Annotated in this window: 20 protein-coding genes; 14 read left to right on the top strand and 6 right to left on the bottom strand. The window is 46.1% G+C overall.

Features of this window, described 5'->3' with window-relative positions:
* Nucleotides 1–4 precede the first annotated feature (4 nt).
* The 6 genes from KME12_21765 to KME12_21740 all read left to right on the top strand — a co-directional run bounded on the left by KME12_21765 (nt 5) and on the right by KME12_21740 (nt 8,836).
* Nucleotides 5–3,550, top strand: coding sequence for a hypothetical protein (locus KME12_21765; protein ID MBW4490415.1), 3,546 nt, complete (start codon nt 5–7; stop codon nt 3,548–3,550).
* A gap of 5 nt (nt 3,551–3,555) precedes the next feature.
* Entirely contained in the window at nt 3,556–4,362 is an 807-nt protein-coding gene (locus KME12_21760; protein MBW4490414.1) for a phosphoadenosine phosphosulfate reductase family protein, read from the top strand.
* Between the two features lie 329 nt (nt 4,363–4,691).
* Nucleotides 4,692–5,201, top strand: a complete 510-nt coding sequence (locus KME12_21755; protein MBW4490413.1) for a hypothetical protein — start codon at nt 4,692–4,694, stop codon at nt 5,199–5,201.
* A gap of 28 nt (nt 5,202–5,229) precedes the next feature.
* Nucleotides 5,230–6,555 carry a DGQHR domain-containing protein gene (locus KME12_21750; protein MBW4490412.1) on the top strand — a complete coding sequence of 442 codons (1,326 nt, stop codon included), beginning with the start codon at nt 5,230–5,232 and terminating at the stop codon, nt 6,553–6,555.
* Between the two features lie 21 nt (nt 6,556–6,576).
* The gene (locus KME12_21745) at nt 6,577–7,725 is read left to right on the top strand and encodes a cysteine desulfurase (protein ID MBW4490411.1); all 1,149 of its coding nucleotides are present in this window, start codon (nt 6,577–6,579) and stop codon (nt 7,723–7,725) included.
* Nucleotides 7,726–7,945: 220 nt separating this feature from the next.
* A complete protein-coding gene (locus tag KME12_21740; protein ID MBW4490410.1) occupies nt 7,946–8,836 on the top strand; it encodes an IS5 family transposase in 891 nt (296 codons plus the stop codon).
* 246 nt (nt 8,837–9,082) lie between these two features.
* On the opposite strand, the gene KME12_21735 is transcribed toward KME12_21740, so the two are convergent.
* Complete coding sequence (locus KME12_21735) at nt 9,083–10,738, bottom strand: IS1182 family transposase (GenBank protein ID MBW4490409.1); 1,656 nt, start codon at nt 10,736–10,738, stop codon at nt 9,083–9,085.
* A gap of 128 nt (nt 10,739–10,866) precedes the next feature.
* Here KME12_21735 and KME12_21730 point away from each other — a divergent pair, with 128 nt between their 5' ends.
* Both KME12_21730 and KME12_21725 read left to right on the top strand, forming a co-directional pair.
* Nucleotides 10,867–11,058 (top strand): hypothetical protein, encoded by a 192-nt coding sequence (locus KME12_21730; GenBank protein MBW4490408.1) that lies wholly within the window; start codon nt 10,867–10,869, stop codon nt 11,056–11,058.
* A 198-nt stretch (nt 11,059–11,256) separates the two neighbouring features.
* Nucleotides 11,257–11,841 carry a tyrosine-type recombinase/integrase gene (locus KME12_21725; GenBank protein ID MBW4490407.1) on the top strand — a complete coding sequence of 195 codons (585 nt, stop codon included), beginning with the start codon at nt 11,257–11,259 and terminating at the stop codon, nt 11,839–11,841.
* A gap of 62 nt (nt 11,842–11,903) precedes the next feature.
* Here KME12_21725 and KME12_21720 read toward each other — a convergent pair whose 3' ends face one another.
* Nucleotides 11,904–14,375, bottom strand: a complete 2,472-nt coding sequence (locus tag KME12_21720; protein ID MBW4490406.1) for an NACHT domain-containing NTPase — start codon at nt 14,373–14,375, stop codon at nt 11,904–11,906.
* Between the two features lie 150 nt (nt 14,376–14,525).
* On the opposite strand from KME12_21720, the gene KME12_21715 reads away from it, so the two are divergent.
* From KME12_21715 to KME12_21705, 3 genes are all read left to right on the top strand, one after another.
* Nucleotides 14,526–14,726: a hypothetical protein gene (locus tag KME12_21715; GenBank protein ID MBW4490405.1), complete on the top strand. Its 201-nt coding sequence runs from the start codon at nt 14,526–14,528 to the stop codon at nt 14,724–14,726.
* Between the two features lie 160 nt (nt 14,727–14,886).
* Nucleotides 14,887–16,257 (top strand): AAA family ATPase, encoded by a 1,371-nt coding sequence (locus KME12_21710; GenBank protein MBW4490404.1) that lies wholly within the window; start codon nt 14,887–14,889, stop codon nt 16,255–16,257.
* Nucleotides 16,250–17,044, top strand: coding sequence for a hypothetical protein (locus KME12_21705; protein ID MBW4490403.1), 795 nt, complete (start codon nt 16,250–16,252; stop codon nt 17,042–17,044). The genes KME12_21710 and KME12_21705 overlap by 8 nt, the downstream gene beginning before the upstream one ends.
* Before the next feature lie 115 nt (nt 17,045–17,159).
* Here the strand turns inward: KME12_21705 and KME12_21700 are convergent, their stop codons facing one another.
* Both KME12_21700 and KME12_21695 read right to left on the bottom strand, forming a co-directional pair.
* Nucleotides 17,160–17,951, bottom strand: coding sequence for an IS5 family transposase (locus tag KME12_21700; GenBank protein ID MBW4490402.1), 792 nt, complete (start codon nt 17,949–17,951; stop codon nt 17,160–17,162).
* A 262-nt stretch (nt 17,952–18,213) separates the two neighbouring features.
* On the bottom strand, nt 18,214–20,577 hold the full coding sequence (locus KME12_21695; GenBank protein MBW4490401.1) for a hypothetical protein: 2,364 nt from the start codon (nt 20,575–20,577) through the stop codon (nt 18,214–18,216).
* A gap of 596 nt (nt 20,578–21,173) precedes the next feature.
* Here KME12_21695 and KME12_21690 point away from each other — a divergent pair.
* Complete coding sequence (locus KME12_21690) at nt 21,174–22,070, top strand: EamA family transporter (protein ID MBW4490400.1); 897 nt, start codon at nt 21,174–21,176, stop codon at nt 22,068–22,070.
* Between the two features lie 32 nt (nt 22,071–22,102).
* Here the strand turns inward: KME12_21690 and KME12_21685 are convergent, their stop codons facing one another.
* On the bottom strand, nt 22,103–22,744 hold the full coding sequence (locus KME12_21685; protein MBW4490399.1) for a Uma2 family endonuclease: 642 nt from the start codon (nt 22,742–22,744) through the stop codon (nt 22,103–22,105).
* 221 nt (nt 22,745–22,965) lie between these two features.
* On the opposite strand from KME12_21685, the gene KME12_21680 reads away from it, so the two are divergent.
* On the top strand, nt 22,966–23,736 hold the full coding sequence (locus KME12_21680; protein MBW4490398.1) for a ParA family protein: 771 nt from the start codon (nt 22,966–22,968) through the stop codon (nt 23,734–23,736).
* A gap of 64 nt (nt 23,737–23,800) precedes the next feature.
* Nucleotides 23,801–24,256, top strand: a complete 456-nt coding sequence (locus KME12_21675) for a hypothetical protein (GenBank protein MBW4490397.1) — start codon at nt 23,801–23,803, stop codon at nt 24,254–24,256.
* Between the two features lie 52 nt (nt 24,257–24,308).
* On the opposite strand, the gene KME12_21670 is transcribed toward KME12_21675, so the two are convergent.
* Nucleotides 24,309–25,046, bottom strand: coding sequence for a pentapeptide repeat-containing protein (locus KME12_21670; GenBank protein ID MBW4490396.1), 738 nt, complete (start codon nt 25,044–25,046; stop codon nt 24,309–24,311).
* Between the last annotated feature and the right edge of the window lies 1 nt (nt 25,047).

The following is a 25,047-nucleotide window of genomic DNA, read 5'->3' as shown; positions in this document are numbered from 1 at the left end:
GTAAATGGCTCAAAAATTTTTATCGCAGTACTTTAGCCTCAACCGTCGCTATGCTCGCTCGGTTAATTTAGAGCGAGATCTGGAATTGCCAGATGCTGTAGAAGGATACATTGTGACGGAACGAGCAGTGGATGCGTTACGGCGCATGTTACCTGCTTTTACTAAAAATAGCCCTCAACGTGCCTGGACACTGACTGGGGTTTACGGTACAGGTAAATCAGCATTTGCTCACTTTTGGGCAGGGCTTTGTGCGTCAGAGGCTGGCCCTGTGCGACAAAAAGCGTTGACAATCGCAGAGCGGGCACTGGGATCAGCCAGTCCTGAGCTACAAGCGCTTACGGATGGATTGCCACGGCGGGGACTCGTGCAAGCAGTTAGCACTGCTCAGCGGGAGCCTCTCAGTCATACCATCGTCCGTGCATTAAGGCGAGGGGTTGAAATATTTTGGCGAAGGAGCCGCAAGAAGCCAGAGATATTGGCTGATTTAGTAGACTTAGAGATAGAGCTTGCCGCTGGTCACTCGATTGAGGAAAAGCAAGTTCTGCAACTGATTCAGGCAGTGGCGCAGGCAGCAAAGACGGATGTCCTACTCCTGATTGATGAGTTAGGCAAGACGTTGGAGTTTGCAGCTCAACATCAAGGCGTTGCAGACTTATACCTGTTGCAGCAAATCGCAGAACTCCCTGAACGTACGCCTTATCAGGTGTATCTCGTTGGGGTGTTGCACCAATCCTTTGGGGATTACGGAGAACGGTTAGCTTCCAGTGAGCGGAAAGAATGGTCAAAAATTCACGGGCGATTTGAGGATATTCCCTTCACAGAATCGCCGGAACAGATGACTCGTTTACTGGGACAAGCCATTATCCATAACGAAGCAGGCGCTTTGAAAGAATTAATTCAGCAACGAGCAACGGTATGGTTTGAGCATCTAGCTGAGCACCTAGAATTAAGTGATTTGTCGTCTGCGGTACTAGCAGAGGCTTATCCACTTCATCCACTGACCTCTCTGGTATTACCCCAGCTGTGTACGAGGTATGCTCAAAACGATCGCTCTCTCTTTACCTTCCTGACGAGTTCTGAGCCATATTCCTTTAAGCAATTCTTAGATTCAACGGCTCTCAATAAAAATTTAATTCCAACGCTAAAAATCCATCAGGTTTACGACTATTTTGTAGAGTCAGCAGGGATGGGGTTGTCATCTCGTCCCAATGTTCAGAAGTGGCTAGAGGTTCAGGGGGTTGTTGCAGATGCCAGCCGTCGAATGGATCTGTCACCTGAAGTAATTCAGGCACTCAAGACGATTGGTACGCTTAATTTAATTACATCGGCAGGGGCACTACGGGCAACTCAAGCCCTGTCAATCTTGCCATTGTGTGAGTCGCCTGATGAAACGACTAGCGATAACCCTTGGCAAACGGCGATTCAAACCCTTTTAGAGAAAAACCTAATTACTTACCGTAAGCAGTTGGATGAACTGCGAATCTGGGAGGGATCTGATTTCAATGTTCAGATTGCGATCGACCAGTATTTTGAACAAGAACGGGGATCGCTAGTTGAGATCTTGTCACGGGTGCGTGCCTTAAAACCATTGGTTGCTCAACGCCACAGTTACCGAGTGGGAACCCTCCGCTATTTTGAGCGGCGATATGGAGATAAGACTCATGACCTATCCACCCTTCAAGTATCTAAGCCAGATTATGACGGCTTGATCGTGTACTGGATGGAGGCACAACCTCTTGTAGAAGCTCCCCCTTCTACCACTAAAGATGGTAAGCCTCTTATTGTGGTTAATACGGCTCATCTCAAAACCTTGCGCGACCGCGCGATCGAATTTGCCGCCTTAGAAAAGATTCAATCAACCGCTTCAGAATTGCAAACGGATGGGGTTGCTCGGCGGGAAGTGCGGCAGCGGTTGGTGCAAGCAGAAAACTTGATGGATGAGACATTAACTCAGGCACTTGATCCCGCTAATTCTGAAAGCTTTTCCTGGTTTTTAGGAGAACAGCAGGAGATTCGAGATAGCGCCGATCTCAATGCAGCATTATCGGAGGTGTGTGAGAAGGTCTATTGCCATAGCCCTACTCTTTGGAATGAATTGATTAACCGGCGAGAACTTACCTCTCAAGGGGCAAAGGCGCGGCGTGAGTTGATTGAAGGCATGCTGAACCATGAAGATCAGGAGAAATTGGGACTGAAGGGCTATGGTCCTGAAGTGAGCATGTATTACTCGGTGCTGGCAGAGCCAGGGATTCACCGCCAGGAGAATGGAGAATGGGGTTTCTATCCGCCAATTGCAAATCGTTCTGCCAAACAAAAAGGCAATGGCAGGACAGATTTATCAAGTCTCTGGCAGTCAGTTGAATCCTTTTGTTTGAAATCTGCTGAACAACCGCGCAGCCTCGATCAGCTATACGCCTTGCTAGGGGCTCCACCCTATGGCGTTAAACCAGGGGTAATCCCAGTGCTGTTAGCTGCTATGCTGCTTTACCACGTTGATGATGTCGGGCTTTATCATGATGGGACGTTTGTTCCGGTGTTGACGGCTCCTCATTTTGAGTTGTTAGTGAAACAACCCGGACGGTTTGCCGTTAAATCGTTTGAAATGGCAGGGCTGCGATCCCAGGTCTTTCAAGAATTGGAAGCTATTTGGCGGAGTCGAGTCCCTGCGGGAGTACGGAACACTTCGCTCTTGGCGATCGCCAAGCCGTTGTTCCAGTTCGTCAAGAAGCTGCCAGCCTACACCCTGAAAACTCAACAACTGAGTGCTGAAGCTCAGGCAGTCCTGAAAACGTTGCAAACAGCTCAAGAGCCAGATAAACTATTGTTTACTAGTCTGCCTCAAGCCTGTGGGTTGGCTCCCATTCGGCATGCTGATCCAAATGATGAATCGGCGGCACGAACCTTCCGCAAACGGTTGGTTAAAGCACTTCATGAATTAGAGATTACCTATGAAAATCTCCTGAGTACTGGTCGGCAGTTGCTTCATGCTGCTTTCGGAGTCCGTAGTAACCTAGAGCATTTGCGGCCTGATTTGCGTGTGAGAGCCAACTACTTGGTCGATCGCTGCTTGGAGCCAATGCTGAGGCGCTTTACGCTAGCGGCGAGCGATACCATGTTGGCAGATACGGAGTGGTTAGAATCCCTGATGATGATTTTGGCAGATAAGCCTGCCCATACTTGGAGCGATGACGATCGCGCTGCCTTTGAATTGAAGCTGAATGATGTTGCTCGACAGTTTAAGCGACTAGAAGCCTTACAAAAAGATATTGCAGCGACTGACCATGAAGGCTTTGAGGCATATCGGCTTACCGTCACCAAATCAGACGGACACGAACTAAACCAGGTTGTCTGGATTGACCAGACCCAGGAAGAACAACTGAATCGGTTAGTGGATGAGATCTTAGACAAGCCGACCCTCCGGAACGATGCTAAACTGCGGCAAGCTTTGATTGCTAAATTGGCAAGAGAGGTGTTGCAGGTACAAACCCCCGACGAATTGAAGGAAGTCCGTCAGAGGCGGGGTAAACGGAAAACGAAGGTGGTGGATTAAGGGAGATGGTGAAGCAGCCCATTCGACATATTCTGGGGCTTTCAGGGGGTAAGGATAGTACTGCCCTAGCGGTGCTGATGCGACAAAAGTACCCTGACCTGCCGATGGAGTATTTTTTCTGTGATACCCACAAGGAACTGTCAGAAACTTATGATTATCTCGATCGCATTGAGGCTCGGCTGGGTATCAAAATTATTCGCTTAAGTGCCGATCGCGGTTTTGACCATTGGTTAGAGGTGTATGGAGGCGTTTTGCCATCTCCTCAAGTGCGATGGTGTACAAAACAAATGAAGATTAAGCCTTTGGAGGAGTTTATCGGTGATGACGATGCCATCAGCTATATTGGCATTCGTGCAGATGAACACCGGGAAGGCTATATTTCGACAAAGCCAACAATTCAAGCCCGTTACCCCTTTAAGGAACATGGGCTAGTTAAGGCAGATATTATTCGGTTGTTAGAGGAAAGTGGCATTGGCTTACCAGACTATTACCGCTGGCGCAGTCGCTCAGGATGTTACTTCTGCTTCTTCCAGCGGAAGTATGAGTGGGTGATGCTAGCGCAGGAGCATCCTGACCTATTTGCCAAGGCGATCGCCTACGAGCAAAACCATAGCGATGGTCGAACCTACACTTGGACGCAGGGCGAAACATTGCTGGGATTGCTAGCACGTAAGGATGAAATTATTGCAGACCATGAACGAGCGATCGTACGAGAGGCAAAAACAAAGCCCAATCAACCGTTGGCAGAAGTGCTGGAAGCGGTACTCGATGAAGATGATGACACGTTACCCTGTTTGGCATGTCACTTATAGTGATCAAGGAAGTAGACGCTATGATACTCAGCCCTCTAACCCCTCAATGCAAATAGGCTACGTCAGTTTAACCGCAGCCTGCCATTAAGAACATATAGCTGTTTCCTAAATCTTCACTGGATAAGGCAAATTTGTGATCGCTCCTCACCTGGATCAACCAAATTCGCCATAATACTCAAGATTGAGCGATCGCGGCGAATATGCTGGGCAATCGGGGGGTGCCCCGAAGGGAACCCGGTAACAACCAAAGATCCTTACCTGGAGGCAACGGTTACATTACCAAGCAATCGGGGCAAAATGGACTAGAAGCCCGCCAATGGTAGACGGAAATGGTTGATGCTCCCTATGATTTTGCTACTCAGAAGGCAGCTATTGCAGGGCGATTTGCAAAAGACTACGAGTTCACCCTCCGATGGCTTCCACAATATATAGAAGAGTTTCCAGTAGCGATGCAAGCTATTCAGTTGAACTGGCAAAAGTGTAATTTTATTCGTGATGCTCAAACTTCCATCCCAAATAAGTATGGAGTGTATTGCTTTTCAACGAAATTAGGAAAGCCTTTTGCAGAAGACCTTCATATTCCCTTGTACATTGGAAAAGCTGCTCAACAATATCTTTCGGAAAGGTATAAAGATTATCTTATAGAGGCAAAAAATATTACGGGTCGAAAAAAAGTAGTATTTATGCTTAATAAATATCGTAATCGCTTAGTTTTTTGGTGGGCTGAACTACCTCGAATTCATGTAGATGCTGTAGAAGAACATCTTCTTATGTGTTGCCGAACTCCATGTAACGAAATTATCCCTGATAGACAGAAACACTGGGGTAAAGCATTTTGATAAGTACATTTGTCTAGGAGAAAGAAAAGTGCCAGATTACGTGCCAGCATTACAAGCTCGGATGGGTGATTGGAGATACTACGTTACCGTAATGAAATTGGGTAAAGTCGCCCGTGAGTGTAGGCTTGCAGAGGAAATTCATACAGATAAGGATCTTGATGCTTTAATCCAAAGGGCAATTCAAGATCGTGTTGAAAAAGAAATGGTTCCTTACCTTATCCATGAGCCGCAGCGATTCTACGGTGCTTTAGTCGTGGCTGTTTATGGAGGAGAACCAGAGTTTTCACCAGTAAGAGTTGATGAGCATGAACTCCTAGATGATAAAGACAGAGGCAGTTATGGCTTTGGATTACTTCGTTTTGATGGAAGTCAGGTCTACTACGCTTTGGATGGACAACACAGATTAAAGTCTATCCAAGAAGCCATAAAGATAGAACCTGACTTGGCAAAAGAAGAGATTACTGTAATTATCCTTAAACATGAGGATTCTAAGGAAGGGCTACAACGAACTCGCAGATTATTTTCTACTCTCAATCGGCGCGCAAAACCAACATCTTCTGGTATGAATATTGCCATTGATGAAGATGACGGAGTAGCGATCATTTCACGTCGATTGGTAAAAGAAAGTAATGTGTTAAAAGGATTAGTTTTAAATACTTTGGGCTCTAAGCAACTTGCACCAAGTAAAGCAAATGAATCGTACATTACAACGCTTGCCTCTCTGTATGAAGTAAACGAGATTCTGCTTAGTGCTTATGAAGGGGGTCTACAAATTGATAACGATTTCAAAAGATTTAGACCTTCAAGTGATGATTTGGATAAATATTATTTGTTTTTAGAAGAAATATGGGAAAAGATGCTCGATTGTTGCCCTGGATTTGATGCTGTTAAAAGCGGGAGAAAAAAACCGGGTGATCTCCGTCTTCTCCTTGATTCTGATGGTTTACCTACTATAAACGACCATCAAAAACTTATTTATGGTGGTAATGTTTTTCTACGTCCAGTTGGTCAGTATGTTGTTGCAGAGGTTATCAAACAAGCTGGTATTCAAAGAAAGTCAATTCCAGATGTAATTGTAGCAATTATGACTCAGGTTTCAATGAATATTGATGATGCACCCTGGGCAGGTGTAATCTGGAATCCATTAGCACGTTCCATTATTGGTGGAAGAAAAGAGAGATCACTCATCGCCACAATGATCAACCATGCTTTAGGGCTTAGAACATCAGTAAAAGTTCGTGAGCTCAAGCAGAAATATCGTGATGCTATTGGTAATAAAAAAGCTTCCCTACTTCCACTTATCAATTGGTCTGGACAAAATGATCAACCTCACGAGGAAGATGAAGAAGATTAAGACTAATAGGTGATTAGAAGTGTGATTTATCTTGATTACCATGCAACAACTCCCGTTGATCCACGAGTAGCTGATCGCATTTACCATTACATGGTTACAGAGTTTGGCAACGCTAGCAGCACTGATCATGAGCAGGGCGATCGCGCTGAGACCGCTGTTAAGCAAGCTGCTAAACAAGTTGCTGACCTCATAGGAGCCTCACCGGGGGAAATTGTTTGGACATCCGGTGCAACTGAAAGCATCAATCTAGTAATTCAGGGGGGCCTAACCCCTAACTCCACAAACCCCCATCGAATTGGCTTAATGCCGATCGAACACAAAGCAGTCCTTGATACCTGTCGCGCTTTAGAGAAGCGAGGTTGTGCTGAACTAGTTTATCTGCAAATAGATTCCAGAGGCAGGCTTGACCTCGAACATTTGGAGCAGGTCTGCACTAAGGGGATGTCTCTGCTCTGTGTCATGGCAGCTAACAACGAGATTGGCAACATTTACCCTATTCAAAAGGTTGGGCGAATTGCTCAACGCTATGGCATTCCTTTTCTATGTGATGGCTCTCAGGCAGTCGGTAAAATTCCCATGCAATTTGAAGAGTGGGGCATCACCTACCTAGCAATCTCTGCCCACAAGCTCTACGGTCCTAAAGGTGTTGGAGCGCTAGCTGTGCGTAGAGGCTATCAATTGGAACCACTTATATTTGGTGGTGGTCATCAGCGAGGAATGCGATCGGGCACTCTTAACGTTCCAGGGATTGTAGGGTTGGGAGAAGCTTGCCGGTTGCGATCGCTGGAGATGGAGGAGGATGAAAGGGCGATCGCAAGCAAGCGCGACCGTCTTCAAGCTCTCTTATCTAGAGAAGTAACCGATTTGATAGTCAATGGGGATGCTGAGAATCGACTAGCAGGAAACCTTCACATCTCAATTCCAAACATTCCCAACAGTGCAATTATTGCTAGGGTTCGTCAAAAAATAGCAATTTCTACAGGAGCAGCTTGTTCAACTGGTATTGAAACTCCCTCTCATGTTCTCCATGAAATGGCTCTTCCAGAATCTTTGATTGAGGGTGCACTCCGGATTGGAATAGGTAAGTTCACGACTAATGAGGAAGTTGAGGCAGCAGCTCATGTCTTATCCAGTACCATTGGGGCAATTAGAACTATCCTCTATACCTGAACTTGCTTCCAGACTGTATTTAGAGAGATAGCCTATCAATCTTTCAAAATGGACCAGCGGGGGCATTTGAACAGAAACCTACGGTTTTAACTGGAATCTTTATTCCATAGGACTTCTATCTACTGTTAGGGCGAGCGCTAGAAAAAAGACTGTTTTCTTTGTGCTCGACTTCTGAGCACGCTTGAGTCTTGATCAGCATAAGAAAACCCTGCGAAGCGCCATGAATCAGCAAGCCCTCAAACCCTCTGAAATTGCTCGGGTGAATGTGGACACGACCGTGCAGGAGAAGGCAATTGCCTTTCCCACCGATGCTCGCTTGTACGACAAAGCCAGACGAGCCTTGGTGCGCTTTGCTCGCAAGCATCACGTCCAACTGAGGCAGAGCTATGTACGACTGGGCAAGCAAGCCTTATTCCGCCAAAGTCGCTATGCCGCAGCCAAGCAAGGCAAGCGAGCAAGGCAACAAACTCGCAAACTCCGCACCTATCTAGGACGAGTCATTCGTGACATTGAGCGCAAGATGAAGCAACTGCCGCCAGAGTTGCAGGCACTCTTGGAGATTGCCAAACGCATCTATGTGCAACAGCCCAAGGACACAGGCAAACTCTACAGTGTGCACGCACCTGAAACCGAATGCATCGCTAAGGGCAAAGTGCACAAACGCTATGAGTTTGGCTGTAAGGTGGTGCTCGTGACCACTCATGCCAGCAACTGGATTGTGGGCATGGATGCGGTGCATGGCAATCCCTATGATGGAGCCACCTTGAGAGAAGCACTGAGTCAAACCCAACACCTCACGGCTATCAAACCGAAGCAAGCTGCTGTGGACAAAGGGTTTCGAGGGACCTCTCATCATCCTCCTGATGTGGAAGTCCTGGTGGCAGGCACCCGCAAGCGGAACCAGGCACTCAAGCGACTGCTCAAACGGCGCAGCGCGATTGAACCTGTGATTGGGCACGTCAAACAAGACCATGCTCTCAAGCGCAACTATTTGAGAGGACAAGACGGTGACCGAATCAATGCCTTCCTAGCGGGTTGTGGCTTCAACTTGCGGAAGCTGTTTCGCTTCTTTTTAAGCGCTCCTCTCCTTCAACCTCAGCCGATCGCTTAAGGACGGTTTTTCAGGGACGACTAATTAAACCCTGCTAAATTTATCTTTCTTAGCCTTGCTAAAGGAGTGAACGTGCTCGTCGGTTATGCACGAGTGTCCAAGGCAGATGGTTCGCAACTGTGAATTGACGACCGCGATGCTCTACACCTACGCAATGGTGACAGCTCTGTCAAAGAAGCTGAACCGCGATTGCTAGATGGGGTAAAGGTAGCGAAGATACTGTTGGCGAATTCATCAGAGAAAAATCTATGCAACTCGAGACTTAAGCTCCAGGAATCGAGAGGTACGAGTTTTTGCTAAGGGAACTCCTGAGAGCCAAGCATCCAGACGAATCAAATTGAGAGCAACTGCGGTAAGAATATGCTGAAGATGCGTTTTCGCTAATCCTACATAGCGAGATTGCCGTAGACCCGAACGTCTGACTCCCTGGGATAACGTTCCCTCAATTCCCGCTCGCTGTTGATAGCGCTCCTTAAACTCTGCGGTTTCCTGCTCTTGCCGCCGTTGCTGTAAAACAGCATATTTGGCTTGCGGTTGTAGTGTCAGCCTGCGAGCATATTTTGAGTGAGTACAGCGTTTGCGAACGGGGCAGCGGCGACAATCAGCTTGTGAAAAATGCACATGGATGACGGGCAAACTCCGGTTATCGATCTTTTCTCTCCAAATGATGCTCTGATGTCCTTGAGGACAGGTTACTGTTTGCTCATTCCAATTGACGGCAAATTGGTCTGAAGTAAACTTGGAGTTTTTTCGACTCTGCCAGCTGGGATTGCCTCGCACTGCTCCAACCAAGTCAATACCATACTTTTTGTCACTGTTGAGGATATGGGCAGCGGTTATATATCCTGTATCCATCAGGTGTTCTTTGGGAAGCAGCGTCCTCTCTGATAGGCCTTCATGAACTGCATCAACGACTGCATCATCTGGGGTTGTGGAGAGCGTTGTATAAACGCCAGTGATGAAATGGGGGCAAGCCTCATCGCAGATTTCAGTCAGGTGAGCTTTGTATCCCACCCAATCCACACTTCGTTTGGTGCTGTAATGGGCTGCCACATCATAGGGAGAATGTATCGCTAGCGTAGACGGTGGCATGTCTTTAGGCGATCGCCATTGGAGAGCGCCATCTTCACCTAGTGCATAAAATTGCTGGAGCCAAACTTGTCGGAGGGTTTCTATGGCTGGAACATGTCGTAACCACTCTGGAGAAGAGGCATGATAAACAACATCTAGCAATGTCAATCCATCTTGGCCTATCGTGCGACCCAATGCTTCGCGTTCACTGTCTGATTTAGGCAAGCGATAGTTCTCAGTGCGCCGATGATAGCGCTCAAACCAAGCTGCTTGTAAATGTGGCTCTAGCCAATCTGAAGCCGCAACCGCTAGGCTATTGAGCGCAGCTCGAAAGGTCTCTCCCAATGTTTCGAGGCGATTCAATACTCGAATTGCCCCGAGAACATGAGTGGAATCGGTGCGTTGCCGCTGATGTCCTTTGAGTAATCCCTTCTCACGTAATTGTTCTAGCAACGGGTCTAGCAACAGGGATTCAGCATTGTCTGCCACCAGGCGATCGCGAAACTCACTCAAAATCGAGTAATTGAATCCTGGATCGCTGAGTGGCAGACTGAGGACATACTTCCAATCGATGCGAGCTCGAACAGCATCAGCAGCTTGGCGGTCAGAGAGATTTTCCATGAACTGCATCACACAAACTAAAGCCAACCGCCAGGGAGATTGTGCAGGTTGTCCTCGCCTGGAAAAGAGTGAGACAAAAGATTCGTCTTGATAGAGGCTGCCAAGTGTATCGCGGATTTGAAGGTAGAGGTTACCTTTGGGAAAAGCAGCTCGTGCGACTGCTGCGGTATCCTCTGGAACTGGAGGAATGGGCTGGGGTTGTATGGACATGCTACACCTCTGCTGAGCTGTAAAGCTTTACTCTCATCCTAGGCTAGACGCCAAGCTTCATTTTTCTCTGATGAATTCGCCAACAGTATCTTCGCTACCTTTACCCCTATAGAGAAGTAAAACACTCAATGGGTATGGGTAAGAAAGGCCAAAAGTCGCGCCGGGGCAAACCGGAAATATATGACGAGCCAAAATCTAAAATCGTGGTGCTCAACATGACCGCCACTGGATTGCAGTTGCTAGACCAGAAAATTCAAGCACATGACCCCAAACTGTCGTGTTCTGAATACATCGAACGCCTAGCCAGAGGTACTCTATAGCGTATCCTTCCAACTCTTCATACATTGGAGGCGATCGCAAGATTTAGGAAGACATTTGTATAGCAATGGAGAGATTTTGGTCGCTAAGGCTAAAAAGTCTATGTAGATTGCTTTCGGTAGCTGCATTGATTCGTTTCTCAATAAATCAAACAGTCCGAAAAACAACCATTTTACGGACTGTTAGACTAAAATGCTTCCATGCCACCCTCCAACACGCTCTCTAGACAACCCAATCTCACTTACCGCAGCCGGGAGTACTTAACTCCCAGGGAAGTGCAGCGCCTGATTGAATCGGCAGGGCAACGCGGCAGACATCCTCTGCGCGATCGCACGTTGTTGTTACTGATGTTCCGGCATGGATTGCGAGCGGGAGAAGCTTGCTTGCTGAAGTGGGATGCAGTGATGCTGGAGGAGCGCTGTATTGCGATCTCGCGTCTCAAAGGCAGTAATAGTGGCGTACATCGCCTGCAACCGGATGAGCTGGAAGCGCTGGTGTTGCTCCGAGAACGTTACGCTGGCAGTTATGCTCTGTTTGTGAATGAACGAGAGACGAGACTGACGACGGGGGCCATCTCAAAGATGATGAAGCGTTCTGGGGAGTTGGCGGATCTCCCTTTGCCGGTGCATCCGCATATGTTGCGTCATTCTTGTGGATATTATCTGGCGGAGCAGGGATTACCGACGCGGGATATCCAGGAGTATTTAGGACATAAGAATATTCAGCATACGGTGCGGTATACGGCAGCCAATCCGGCTAGGTTTGATCGCATTATTTGGATGTAGAAGGAGACGAAGTAGGCCAGTGATGGTGAAGGCTGTGACAATCCACCGCAATGAGTAGCATGTTAAGAGGTGCTGGGGTTGTTCAGTTGATTGGGGAAGCGGTGCTTGATCTCTTCGATAGGAAGTAGCAAACTGGCTTCGATTTCCTCACGAACTTCTTGGCTAACCTGGCAATCACTGTTAAGGCACTCAACTAGCAATTTGTTGGCATCGTAATATTGCTGCAGTTGTTTTATCTCGGTAGCGCTAAACTGCCAGTCATGCCACATATTGTGATGTTCAATCATCACGGCTCTTAGTTGGATTACCCAGGATGAACCATTAGCCTGCCACCATTGTTGAATATAATCCCAATTTTCCCAAGGATCTGGAAGTTGTTCCTTAAGTTTGGCAAGGGATTGGTAGAGTGCAAGGGCGTAGCTGTGGGCGCGGGCAAGGCTGAGGAACCAGTCGAGGTCGAGGTTGAGGTCACGGAGCAAGTCGAGAAAGCGCTCGGGATCGAGTCCGATGAAGCGCTCAAGGTCGAGGTCGAGGTCGAGGTTGAAGAAGTGGTCGAGGGCGCGCTCACGGGCCAGGCCGACAGCTAGGTTGAGGGATAAGAAGCGGTCGTCGTTGCAGTCGAAATTGAGGGCATGGGCGTAGATACGGGAACGGGCGAGGCCGAAGTCGAGGCCGAGGTCGAGGTCGAGGTCGAGGTCGAGGCCTTCGTCAACAGTGCGGGCAAGTTTGAGGGCGTGGTCGAGGTCGAGGTTGAAGAAGCGGTCGAGGTTGAGGGTTTGGGCAATTTCGAGGGCAAAGTAGAACGCTCGAACGGCAGCGGGTTTGTAGGGCACGTTTGCTGAGCAAGATTTCTGCTGAACCCAGTTAAGAAATTGTTGAAGTTTTTCGTCAGTTGCCAGCATCTTATCAATCCGAAACTTCGTCTTAAGCAGCAGAGAGTCTGCCTCCTCCATCATCCCTACCGTTAATAGCAGGATTTCTCGCCATCGCTTCTCGGTCAAATGGGAAATGAGAAATGGATATAGTTCATCACGCTTTTCAATTCGACGAGCAGTAAAATACTCGTGAAAAGTCAGGTGGCTGAAGGAGTAAATGCCTCGTGCCCTTTCTACCAATAGTCCATGCTGTGCCTCAATGGATTTCAAAACAGCCTCACTATCAATTTGCAATGCTTCCGGGTTAGTACTGGCATTCGGTCGGTTCCAGATGTATTGCTCGATTTGCTGCTCTACTACCCTTTGCTTGAAGAAATACTCACTTCCTTCAAAGGTAGTAAAGGCAATCTGGCTCAATAAGTCTTCCTTACGCTTCAAAGACAAGTCTTTGTAGGCGTCATCTCGCTTGATGTTGCGTTTGACATCCCATTTCTTCAGTAAGATGTCCAAACCTTCCTTGTAGAGTTCTGCTCGGTTTGTCGGAAAGTCTGCCCGTTCTTCAAATACTAGACATAGAAGGGTAAGAAGTAGAGGATTAGTTGCTAGTTCTGTCAGACGTTTGTGGGTTTTCAGTTCTTTGGGAAATTGGTCTGCTTTGGTTGGGTTTTTCCGATGAAACCAGTTCTGGGAAAACTCAGCAATCTGGTCATCATCGAAGTCAGCAACTTCAACCTCTGTAAACTGCTCAAAGGTATACTCTTGGGCAGCAATCCGGCAGGTAATGACAAACTGGCTGGCATGACACAGGGCAGAAATACTACAGATTTCTTGCAACACACGATCGTGATCTACATCCCGAACTTCATCTAACCCATCTAATAAAACCAGCGATCGCCCCTCTTGCAACAGGATTTCGGTCGTCTTCACGGCATCATCAATTCCACAGGCCTCAAACTGGGAGCAAATGAAGGATTGCAAGCTGGGCTGTCCTGGTTGTTCAGCGAACTCCTTCAAGGTGACAAACATCGGCACTCGATTGGTGTACAATTGTCCCTCGTTACACTGAATCGCTAGCCATTTGAGAAACGTGGTTTTCCCGGCTCCAGGTTTACCTAGAATGAGGAGTTTGTCATGACGCTGAACGGCCTCTAATCCTGGTATTGGCTCCTGCCAGACACGACCCAATGTAAAGCGATCGAAGTCTTTTACGTCACATCCTTCTAGCAGTTCCGCGATTGTTCGTCGTTGATTGCGGCTGACTTTCTCCAAAATGTTGACTTTGGTGTAAATGGAGTCCAGTGAGATGGGCTGCTCCATGTCCAATACCCGCATGGTGCCACATCGCTTCTGAATACTGGCGTAGACTTTTTGCCTAACTTCTTGAACTACGGCATCTATGTAGGGGCGATCGCTTAGCTCATTAGGTTCAGAGGCCACATGATTGATCGCGACCGTATTTTCTAAATTCAACCCCAGGCGATCGCAAATGAGAGCAAAGTTCTCGCGGTCGATCGGCTTCCCCTTGAAGAATTTGTTGATGGTCTGCCGGGAGAGCCCCAAATCTTCTGCTAGAGCATTTTGGTTGAGCGAATAGTGAGCTAAAGCAACTTTTGCCTTCTCGATCCCTTTTTGCGAGGCCTGGAGCGATCGCGTGCCCATAGTTCAACGGTGAAAGTTGAGCTTATTTTACCCACGGCGCTGAAGTCATACCGAACTTAGGCTGAAGTCATACCTGGCTTTGCCCTAACTGAAACTGGAACAGAAGCTGCGATCGCGACGATAGGGGTGTCGAATTCAAGAACAAATGTAATGCAGAAAACGAAGCGATCGCGCCGCCCACAGAAACCTGACATTCTTCCATTCGTAATTTTGGTGCTGGTCATCGGTTCCTTTGCCCTAGCATGGGTTGATGAGGATGCCCGTGCTACATTTGCGGACCTTGCCAAGGTTGGTGTTGGAGGCTACATCGGCTTAATGATGCCATCCAATCGGACGGGTAGGCCTGAGTAGGCTAGTGTTTATGGACAGGGGATGAGTACAACGGTTTCATTCCCTGCCTATTAGTGTGCGATGAAGTGCAGGTGAAATCCCAAATAAATAGGGCACTTTAGAAATGTAGCCTTCTTATGGAGAAGTAACGTATGAAGATAGCTAGGTACTCTAAAGAGGAATGGTAATGATAGATTGGAGTGCCGTTTTAGCTAACATTCCCCCGAAAGCTATAGAAAACGACGTAGGCACCCATTTTATACCCTACTTGTTAGAAGCACTGGGATTTGACACAACGGAGCGTGCAGGGCAGTTTGCGACTGGAGTAGGAGGCGACTGCGTCGATTTTGCCGCTCGCAAAAATACTGCGGATGATGTCTTCAGTTTTACTAGAAATGACCCTGTTTTAATGGTTGAAATTAAGGGTCGCTTCACAAATGCAGGCAGCTCCATTAATTTGACAGAAGGCTCTAGCCAGTACGTGCGGACGCGAGAACAGATAAAACGGTATTTACTCTCTCCAAAAGGAAAGACTGTTCAATGGGGTATCATTACCAATTCAACACACATTCAACTTTTCAGACATCACGATAAGGTCATTGTACCCGCTACCAAGTGCATCGAAATTAGTGAAGTAAATATCGAAGCTGTCATCAGTAGTATTAAGAAACTGATTGAGAATACTGTTCGTGGCCTTTGTGTTTGTGTTTATAACAACAAGGGTGGTGTAGGCAAGACCACAACGACTGTCAATCTGGCATCGACGCTAGCGACACAGAAAAAGAAGGTGTTGCTGGTTGACTTTGACTCTCAGCGTGACTTGACAACAGCGCTGGGGTTAAAGCCGAACAATATTAAATTGTCTGAATGCTTAAAAGATAGGACGCTAGATATTCGCTCGACTATCGTGCCATATAAGCTAGTTCAAAATGCTAGCAAATCGAGCAAAGTCTATCACGTTTTTGACGTGATACCAGCCGATCTCGGAATGGAAGCTTTTACCCAAGATACCCAAGCCCGTGTTCAAAAAGCGTCTGCTCGGCTAAGAGATTTGCTGAAGCCATTTATTAATGAGTATGACTACATCTTTATCGACTGCCCAACTCAATGGGTCTTCTTTAGCCAGAGTGGAGTGTATGCATCTGATACGGTGTTGATTCCTACTCGCCATAACGACCTATCGTCCCTTCATAATGCTGCCAGAGTTGTGCAGGAGTTTGTTCCTAAAGTAAAAGAGTTAAGGCAGGACGGTGGACCAATTGCTCTCCCCATCTTCTTCAATGGCAGTCCTTCTGATGGGCGTGCGATCGATATGGCAAGAGAAGAAATTGACGAGATTATTGGGGCGGCAAAGGCGGCAAGCAATCTCAACCTAGCACCATACTTCTTTCCTAGGATCGTTCCTGGCAACATAGACAAAACTGTATTCAATCTCCCGGAGTATGCAGCAGTTTCTAGCGGTGCCTTTGCTCGTGTTCCGGCTGTTTTGAAGCACAAGAGAATTCACGAATATTATCTTGCTTTAGCCAGGGAGTATTTCTTAAATGAGTGATTTCGATAATGTTGGGCAACTGATGTGCCTCCCATTAGACGACATTTTGCCTGCTGATCATTATTCAGCTCCTTCCAGATATATCATTGCTGCTGCGGCTGATGCACTTCTAAAAACTGAGGGGCATAACTGGATACCACTGATTGTTGAAGAGGTAGAGGACTATAAGTACCAAGCCGTTACTAATCACTTTGTCTATGTAGTTGCTGCCCATGCGGGTCTAGAAGAACTCTGGTGCCTTGTCATTAAGTCTAGTGGGCCAGATATCGAACAAGCTCGTATTTTGGCTGGCGAAGTTACCCCAAAGATTGACCTTACAACAGCTACTAGAGAAACAATCCAGTTAGTCTTGAAGCATCTTGGTAGCCAGCCAGGAAGCTCATTGAAAGGTGTAGATACGACAATCGCAGCCACTAGGATTGCAGCTGAAGATCGAACTACTTGGCAGGACTTCACCCCTATCGTCAAACTCAAGTGCGGCATAACCAAGGGCAAGAAGCTAGATACATTAGCGGCTGCCTTTTACCTATCACCGCCACCCCCACCGCCTGAACCACCATCTACTATCAGTATCAAACAAGCATCTGAACAGGAAATTTTCGAACGCTTAAATTATCTAACCACTCACAAAATCGGTGGCTTTGACACTGTTGATCCTGAAAAAGTGTCAAAGCTGGTCGCTAACGCAAATAGAAGTAAATGGAAGAGCTTGAATCCCATTACCAAAATGGATTGTGAGATTGATGCAGCTAAGGTCAAAACACTGAAGGCCTTATTTACGATTTGAGTAAGTGTAGACATACATTTGCGTTCGCTGATCTAGCCAAGGTAGGGGTGGGCGGTTGCATTGCCCTGCGGGTTGCTACTTAGAGGATGTTTGAAAAGGAGTAAGGTGCAGACTTTTATGCCAACCGCCTCACCATAATGCGAAGCATAGCAAGGTAGATCCACGTCTCGGATGTGGCAGGCAGCAACTCATAGTCTCGCACTAAGCGGCGTGCCTCCATTAGCCAACCAAAAGTCCGCTCGACTACCCAGCGCTTTTTGAGTAACACGAAGCCTTTGGTTTGCTCCGGTCTGAGTACGACCTGCACAATCCACCGACAAACGTCCATCACCCAAACCATGAACGAATTGCCATCATAGCCACCATCGACCCAAAGGGTGTGCAGGCGCGCCACCGCTTTACCCATGCGTTTGACGCGCTTGAGTACTTGTTTAGCGCCTTCGCGCTCCCTCACACTCGCAGCACTCACAAAGACACGCAACACCAATCCCAGGGTATCGACCGTCAAGAATCGTTTGCGACCCTTGATCACTTTAGCGGCATCAAATCCCACCTGCTTGCTCACCCTGGCCGCAGTTTTGACGCTTTGAGAGTCGAGGATGGCTTCCGATGGACTCGCCGCTCGCTCCTGATCCGCTCGCACCCACTGGTGCAGATGGTCATGCATTTTCACCCAAGTTCCATCGATGCGCCAGTTGCGAAAATAGGTGTAGACCGTTTGCCAGTTGGGGAAGTCACCCGGCAACGAGCGCCAACGACATCCTTCACACAGCACGTAAAAGATTGCATTGAGAACTGCCCAGATGTCCACAGAGCGGGGACGACCACCCGGTTTTGCAGGAGGAATCAACGGCTCAAGTAGGTCAAACTGCTCTGGAGTCAGGTTGCTGGCGTATGCTTTACTCATGGCTCTCAACGGTGCTGTGATTCAGTATCTACAGCGTATGTCCTGAGAGCTTTTTTACTCTCCACTCAACTTCTCAAACGTCCTCTTAGAGCGATCGCTCTAAGTAGTTATGAATGAAGAGCAGAGCCTATCTGCTCTCTATTTCAATATCGATAGGCTAAACCATTTGGCTCATGTTCTAGACGTAGGAATTACTTAGCTTAGGAATGCTATTTCTGTAAAATAATTGCCATGCCTAGAACATCATTAGCTATTTGTTAAGCTAGGCAAGTCCGTATTCGTCTGAGTTCAAATTATGCTCCTTTAGAAAGTCTTCTGTAATCATTCTGGAAGCTTGTGCAGTTTTTTCTAAAGCCTTCAACTTGTTATATGCTGAGCTATTTTGCATTTCAACACTGTGGTTTTTTAGAGTAGCCAAAGACTTGCTCTCTGAGTGCGTCATGCCTTGACGTTCAAAATAACTAGTTGCGGAGCTTCTTACGCCATGCGGATTAGCTCTAATACCTAAATGATTCCAAATGAGATTCTCATATAAGTCTCTCAAGGAAGCTACCTTGAATGAATTACCATTTAATTGTGTGAAAACATTATCGTGCTGTGGCTGAAATATATCCCGGAAGCCAGATAGTTGCTTTGTCTCTGGAATCACATAACCGCACCAATTGAACTGTTCTTCGCGGTAACGACTTCTTTGTTTACTTCCAGCCTGTGTGGGCCAATTATGCCATGTAGGTGAATAATCCTCACGTCCATAAAGCCATGCTTGTAATTCTGGATTGTAGATTTTAGGAACTCTGTAGGTACTTTCTCGATCAGTTTTGGTTTGTGTCTCATCTAAATCAACCACCCATTCGAAAGCTTTTCCCTGGGGGTGAGAAGGAGCATTTCCTTTGTCATCCCTTGCATCAGCAGGGTCTAAGTAATAGAGTTTCGTGTAAATGTTGAAGTAAACCTTATAACGCTTTAACTTGGAGTCCCAAGGAGCTTCCTCATAACTATTGGTTTCCCAATCGAGATAGTAAAGCCTTAGAGTATCGTGTACCTTCAACTCCCGAACTACATGCTGACGGTCAGGAGCAATAATGCGAAAGAACATAACAATTAGATAACGTTGAAAATCTTTTGCCACTCCTCGTTGAGTTCTCAGCCTGCCTAAATTAACATTCCAAGTCTCGCAAGGTTGATGTCGTGGGGAACATAAGTGTAGTAGTTTTTTGAGCAGTTGCCCTAGCTCTTGCCAAGATGGATTGCGTTTGATGGGATTAATCTCGTTGGCCTTGCTAGGAGAATTTTCCTCCTGACTTCGCATTCTACGCAATTCCATGATCACAGGAATATCTTTGTAATCCGGATACATAACTGGATCGGTAATATCTCGATAGAGAAATTTTGCTAAGTTTAGCTCAGCATGATAAAACTCCAAAATATACTTTGAACTAATCCGATAACCATCAATTCTACTTAAAGGATTATGCTGAAATTTAAGCCACTTAACATAGTCGTTGAGAAAGCCACGAACTGATTGAGCAGCATCCTGAGCTTCTAATTTTATTCGTTCCTTTGCTTCCTCTCTTTGTATCATATTTCTCAATGCCTTAATTGCATTAGTCCCCTCAGTTTGTGCTAATGCTTGTCCCAGTCTTGCTATTAACTGAAAACTAAGCGATACATTTTTTGCAGCCAGCTCAGACTGAATTTCGTCTAATAGTTGCTGGCTTTGGGACTCGGAGTAATTCTGTTTGGAAGTGTTATTTTTAGCCAACCATTCATCCAGTTTGCTAGAACGAATATCAACTACTGGAATTAAGTCTTCAAACTTTATTTGATCGATCGCTCTTGGTGGATATTTCTGATTTAGTTCCTCAATCCAAAGAGGGGGGTGGGGCTCTACCAGCAACCAATCAGATTCATATCGTGGATTTCTTTCTCGCATGTTATGGGCATGCTCATAGCTGTTGTGGTAGTAGCCTATTTTGTCAAGAGTCAACCAACCTAGGAGTTGCAACACATACCGAAAACAAAGTTTATAAGTCGATTCTTCCACTATGCTTGAAATAGGGCGACGGCTACTATAGTGAGGGTCTGTCCAGAAAGAGTCAAATTCTCTAAACTGCTTCTGTACAGATTCACAGAATTGCTCAAGCTTCGCTCCGTAGGAAATTAATGAGTGGCGATTTGTAATTGGATAATCTCCTTTATTACCTCGGTTATGCCGTCGGCTTGGACCTGAATAGCTAATAGGAATCGTCCATTCTTCGCTGCGTTGGGGCTTCATTAATCCCTCTTCCTGGCACCAAAGCAAAAAATGTTTGAGATGGCACTTGTAGACAGTACGAATATTGGGATTTGAGTTAAGAGAAACAAATATTTTTTCCTGCCAGCTTAGAACTCGATTAATATCGCTAAGAGTTTCAATATTAAGCTTACGAGCCTGCTCTAAAACTTGATTAACTTGTTGCCGACTTAAACGTTGCTCTGGAATGACTTGAAAGTCGAGTTCAAATCTTGGATAAGGCAGAAGATACCGAACGAGCGCTGACTTGAACCCTTTAATTCTTGTGGGAAAAGCTTGTGCGTAACGTTCATAGGCACTTGTGATGCTTGTAACTTCTTTTACGGTGTTCATAGTGCTTATAGTACAAAAATACTATAAGTGTACCACATGTACTAAAATGTAGGAATCAGGGTCATACTAAGTTTTAAATATCTCTCAACTTAAAGGCTTAAATCCCTATATTGCTCTGTGCATAAGGGGTTCAGTTTTTTTGTTCGTATAAGGATGTATAAGGTACCATTACGCATCCTTATACAATTTAGAAGCTATACAGAGTGCTGCTTAGACAAATTTGAGGCAATTCAGGCCTAAAAGGCTATGACAACAGGCAGTAAAATATTTCTGTATAAAAAGAAACTAAAATCCGAGGTTTATTTAAGTGTATTTATATGCATCTTGTTCTCCACGGGGACTTAAATTTTCTGAGCTTGTCATTTGCCAGGTTCCTTTATAAGCAAGGATTCCTACTCTCATCTAATAGCTTTTGATGTATTTTCTGAAAATTTGACATCTATAGCTTTTAACAGGCTCTAGCTTGTTTTTGGTTTGATTTTTATATAGTAACGGGATTAAACTACTGCACCTTTACGGTGAAAGGAGTAAAGCGTAGTTCAGAGCTATTTGGGTATAAATGGTTCCAAACAACAGGCTCAAGGCTAATAACTAATATGACATGGCTTCCCTTTGCAATTACAGCTTACTTGGTCTGGGCATTTTCGAACTTGCTCAGTAAAGTTTTAATTAGCAGCTACATCTCGAACGTTATTGTCTATACAGTAGTAATTGGAGCTTCAAACGTAGTCCCAACATTTCTAATACCTTTCAAAGGCTTGATAATTCCAAGTTTCTCGCTTCTCTTCATTGCTTTTTTAGCAGGAAGCCTTTATGTTGCAGTTTTAGTTCTTTACTTCAAAGCTCTGTCTCTTGAAGAACCTTCTAGAGTTATCCCCCTATGGCGATTCACTCCCATCTTCACACTACTCTTTTCAGGCAACCTGATTGATGAGAATCTAAATGGTTATCAGGCTATAGCCTTTATTCTCCTAGTAGTTGGAGGGTTTGGAGTATCTATTAAACGGATCGAGGATACGTTCAAACTTAGTTCCGCATTCTATTTGATGTTTCTTTCTAGCTTAATTGCTGGAATTTACAATGTTTTAATTAAATTTGTCTATCTTCATCTTTCCTACTACGATGGATTTACCTTAGTCCGTTTTGGAGCTGCTCTAACTGCCTTCTCAGCTCTACTGATTCCTAAAAATAGACTTGAATTAATAAGTGCTTTGGCTTCAGTAAGTAAACGCATCAAAAGTTTAATATTACTAAATGGCTTGCTAGATCTTATTGGATTAGCGTTCTTAAACTATGCAATAAAATTAAAATCTGTTTCCTTAGTTACTGCCTCTGCTGGGATTCAAGCAGTTTTTGTCTTACTTTTTTCTGCCCTGTTATCTCTTAAATTTCCAAACCTATTTAAGGAAGACCTTAGTCGAGCAAGTTTGTTGCAAAAAGGTGGGGCAATTGCTCTCATTGTCGTCGGCACTCTACTTTTGAGTCTAGGTTGATCACCAGTACTGCGATTTGAAAAAATAGTTGATTATAAAGATCTGCTTTGTTCTCTAATCCAGGCTCGAAAAGCTCGAATCACGCCTACTTCTCCGATCTCAGGACTTTGGTTAAGAAAGCGGGGAATGATGGTCAACGGCAAGTTTGAGAAGGTAGGGCTGTATCCAAGTTGAGTATATTGTCCCTGCCGTAGCTGTTTGATAGTTAACTCACCATTGGAATAGCGCCAGATTTCAGGCACTCCTAAAGCAACATAGATCGGCTCTTTGTTGAGAGATGAACTGCTAAAGTCTACTTCCAGCACTAAGTCGGGGGCAGGATCGCGATCGAGGTCAATCGTTTCTAGCGCTCTCACCTTGGGTTCGTTTTGGATATAGAAGCAGGAGTCTGGTTCGATGCCCTTCAATAAGTCCTCCCGTTTACACGTCAATGCGCCTGCGCTCCGAATTGGTAAGTTCAGCTCCTCTACAAGGACATCGATCAGCTTCTCAATTAGGCGTTTGGTATGTTCATGAGGAAACAAAGGGGACATGATTTCCAGAGTTCCTTGGTCATAAGCTAATCGAGCATTACTGGTTTCGCTAAGCTCATCCAACATCAGCTCAAATAAATGCCAGCTAACGTTGTGCAGAACGATGCGTTGTTCTCCTAAGGTTAGTGCTGCGATGGTCATGGCTTCCTCCGCTTTGCTCTGGAATTTCAACTTGCTCTGAAGTTAATTGATGGACCGCTTGTCTGATACTAACTAAGAAATATCAGGCCAATAGAATTTAATCGTGCAACTTGAAGTTAGCATTTTAGCTATTGCAAACTCAGTAAAAAGCTAAAATTAGCTTTTTATACTTTACTAATTTAAGTTTTTATATTTAACTAAGATAACTCATCAACACGGTTATGCTGACTCTTGCAATCACTTCTCTTTCAGGTGGGCAGGGTAAAACAACTGCTGCTCTAATGCTGGGGCGGCTTTTGTCTCAACAGGGTTTTGCTACCTTGATGGTGGATGCTGATCCCCAGCACAATCTCACAACATATTTAGGATTTGAGCTTCAGCCGAATCAACCAACTCTGCTGGAGTTTATTAAAAAGTCTGTTACTGCTGAGGACTGTATCTACCCAGTTGAGGTCAATGACAACTTATTTTTGATTCCGTCTGATGATCAACTGGATAACGTACAAGACTATCTGTCTAATAGTGGGGTTGGAGCAACTCTGCTCAAACGTCGCTTGGAGGCTGTTGCTGATGTTTTTAAGGTTTGCATCATTGATGCGCCACCTCAGCGATCGCAAATTTGCTTATCAGTTATGGGAGCCGCAGATTTCTTAATCATCCCCGCCGAAGCGTCAGTTAAAGGTTATGGCTCTCTAGTGCGTACCCTCGATTTGCTCTACAACTTGCAAGATATTGGTGCAACTCAGGCGAAGGTGATGGGAGTTCTTCCATTTCGCGATCGCTGGATTGGTAATAACCAAAGTCAAGAGAGCCGCTTAGCAGTAGATGGGATGCGTGAGGAGGTTGGTGAGGAACTGATGCTACCCTCTATTCGAGAGTCGGAGCGTTATAAGCAAGCAATCAATAAAGGTACGACGTTGAGTGCAATGGGATTCGCCGACTTGGAATACCCATTTGAGCTACTTGTATCAAATACTAAAAGGCTTATTTAACAAAAAGCTAAATTTAGATCTTTAAAACTTACTAAATTTGATTTAAGGTTTGGGTTAGAATTTTATGTCAGACAGCGTTCTTGATCGAATTCGCAAAAATCGTACTAAAGCAGCCGTTCCACCCAGAAGTGATGCTTTGATCGCTCAATCGCAACAGATACCCAATGCGGGAGAAGCACTAGAGGAGGCGATCGCCTCAAGCTCTGACACTCCAGAGGATGATCGAGAGCCTGTGCTGGGTAATACTTTGGAGCAGCTAAGGGCGGAATTAATGAAGCTGCCTGAAACTCGTCGTCACTCCGCAATTGTTCTAGAGAAGTCCTTAGATCAAGAATTAACCCGCTACTGTAAGGATCAGCGAATTACTGTTGAGGTCTTTCTAGAAGCTGCTTGGACGCAGGCCAGTACTGATCCAGCCCTAATGGAAAAAATTGTAGATGAAGCAAAGTGCCGCTATAAAGGTCGGAAGGAAGCAGGTAAGTTACGGCGGCTCATCACTATGCTGGAAAGCAAAACCTAAACCTTAGAAAGTATTCGCTACTACTTAAGGTGGCATAGTTGCTCAAATTTATTTAGCGATTGATAGGAGAGCGGCTAAACTCACGATCGCTAGAAGCGTCATCGAACTTTGCCCCTCGCATTAATAGAGCTTGACGTTCCGTATTAGAGAGTCCAATACCTTGTCCGAAGTAAGCATTGATAACCTCAGCAGTATCTAATTTTGCGCCCCTCAGGTTGGCACCGCTCAGGTTGGCAAGGATCAGGTGGGCACTGCTCAGGTTGGCACCGCTCAGGTTGGCAAGGATCAGGTGGGCACTGCTCAGGTTGGCACCGCTCAGGTTGGCAAGGATCAGGTGGGCACTGCTCAGGTTGGCACCGCTCAGGTCTGCACCGCTCAGGTTGGCACCGCTCAGGTCTGCACCGCTCAGGTTGGCACCGCTCAGGTTGGCACCGCTCAGGTCTGCACCGCTCAGGTTGGCCTGACTAGCTCCTTGGTTAACGATCTCCCAAGCTAAACGCCATTTAGCATTGATTTGTGTCTGCTCATCAATATATGCACCGCTCAGGTTGGCACCGCTCAGGTTGGCACCGCTCAGGTTGGCACCGCTCAGGTTGGCACCGCTCAGGTTGGCACCGCTCAGGTCTACACCGCTCAGGTTGGCACCGCTCAGGTTGGCACCGCTCAGGTTGGCACCGCTCAGGTCTACACCGCTCAGGTTGGCCTGACTAGCTCCTTGGTTGACGATCTCCCAAGCTAAACGCCATTTAGCATTGATTTGTGTCTGCTCATCAATATATGCACCGCTCAGG

The sequence above is a fragment of the Trichocoleus desertorum ATA4-8-CV12 genome, assembly GCA_019358975.1.
In the GTDB taxonomy this organism is placed as follows: domain Bacteria; phylum Cyanobacteriota; class Cyanobacteriia; order FACHB-46; family FACHB-46; genus Trichocoleus; species Trichocoleus desertorum_A.
The sequence above is the reverse complement of the archived record's forward strand: the minus strand, read 5'-3'. Positions and strand labels throughout refer to the sequence as shown.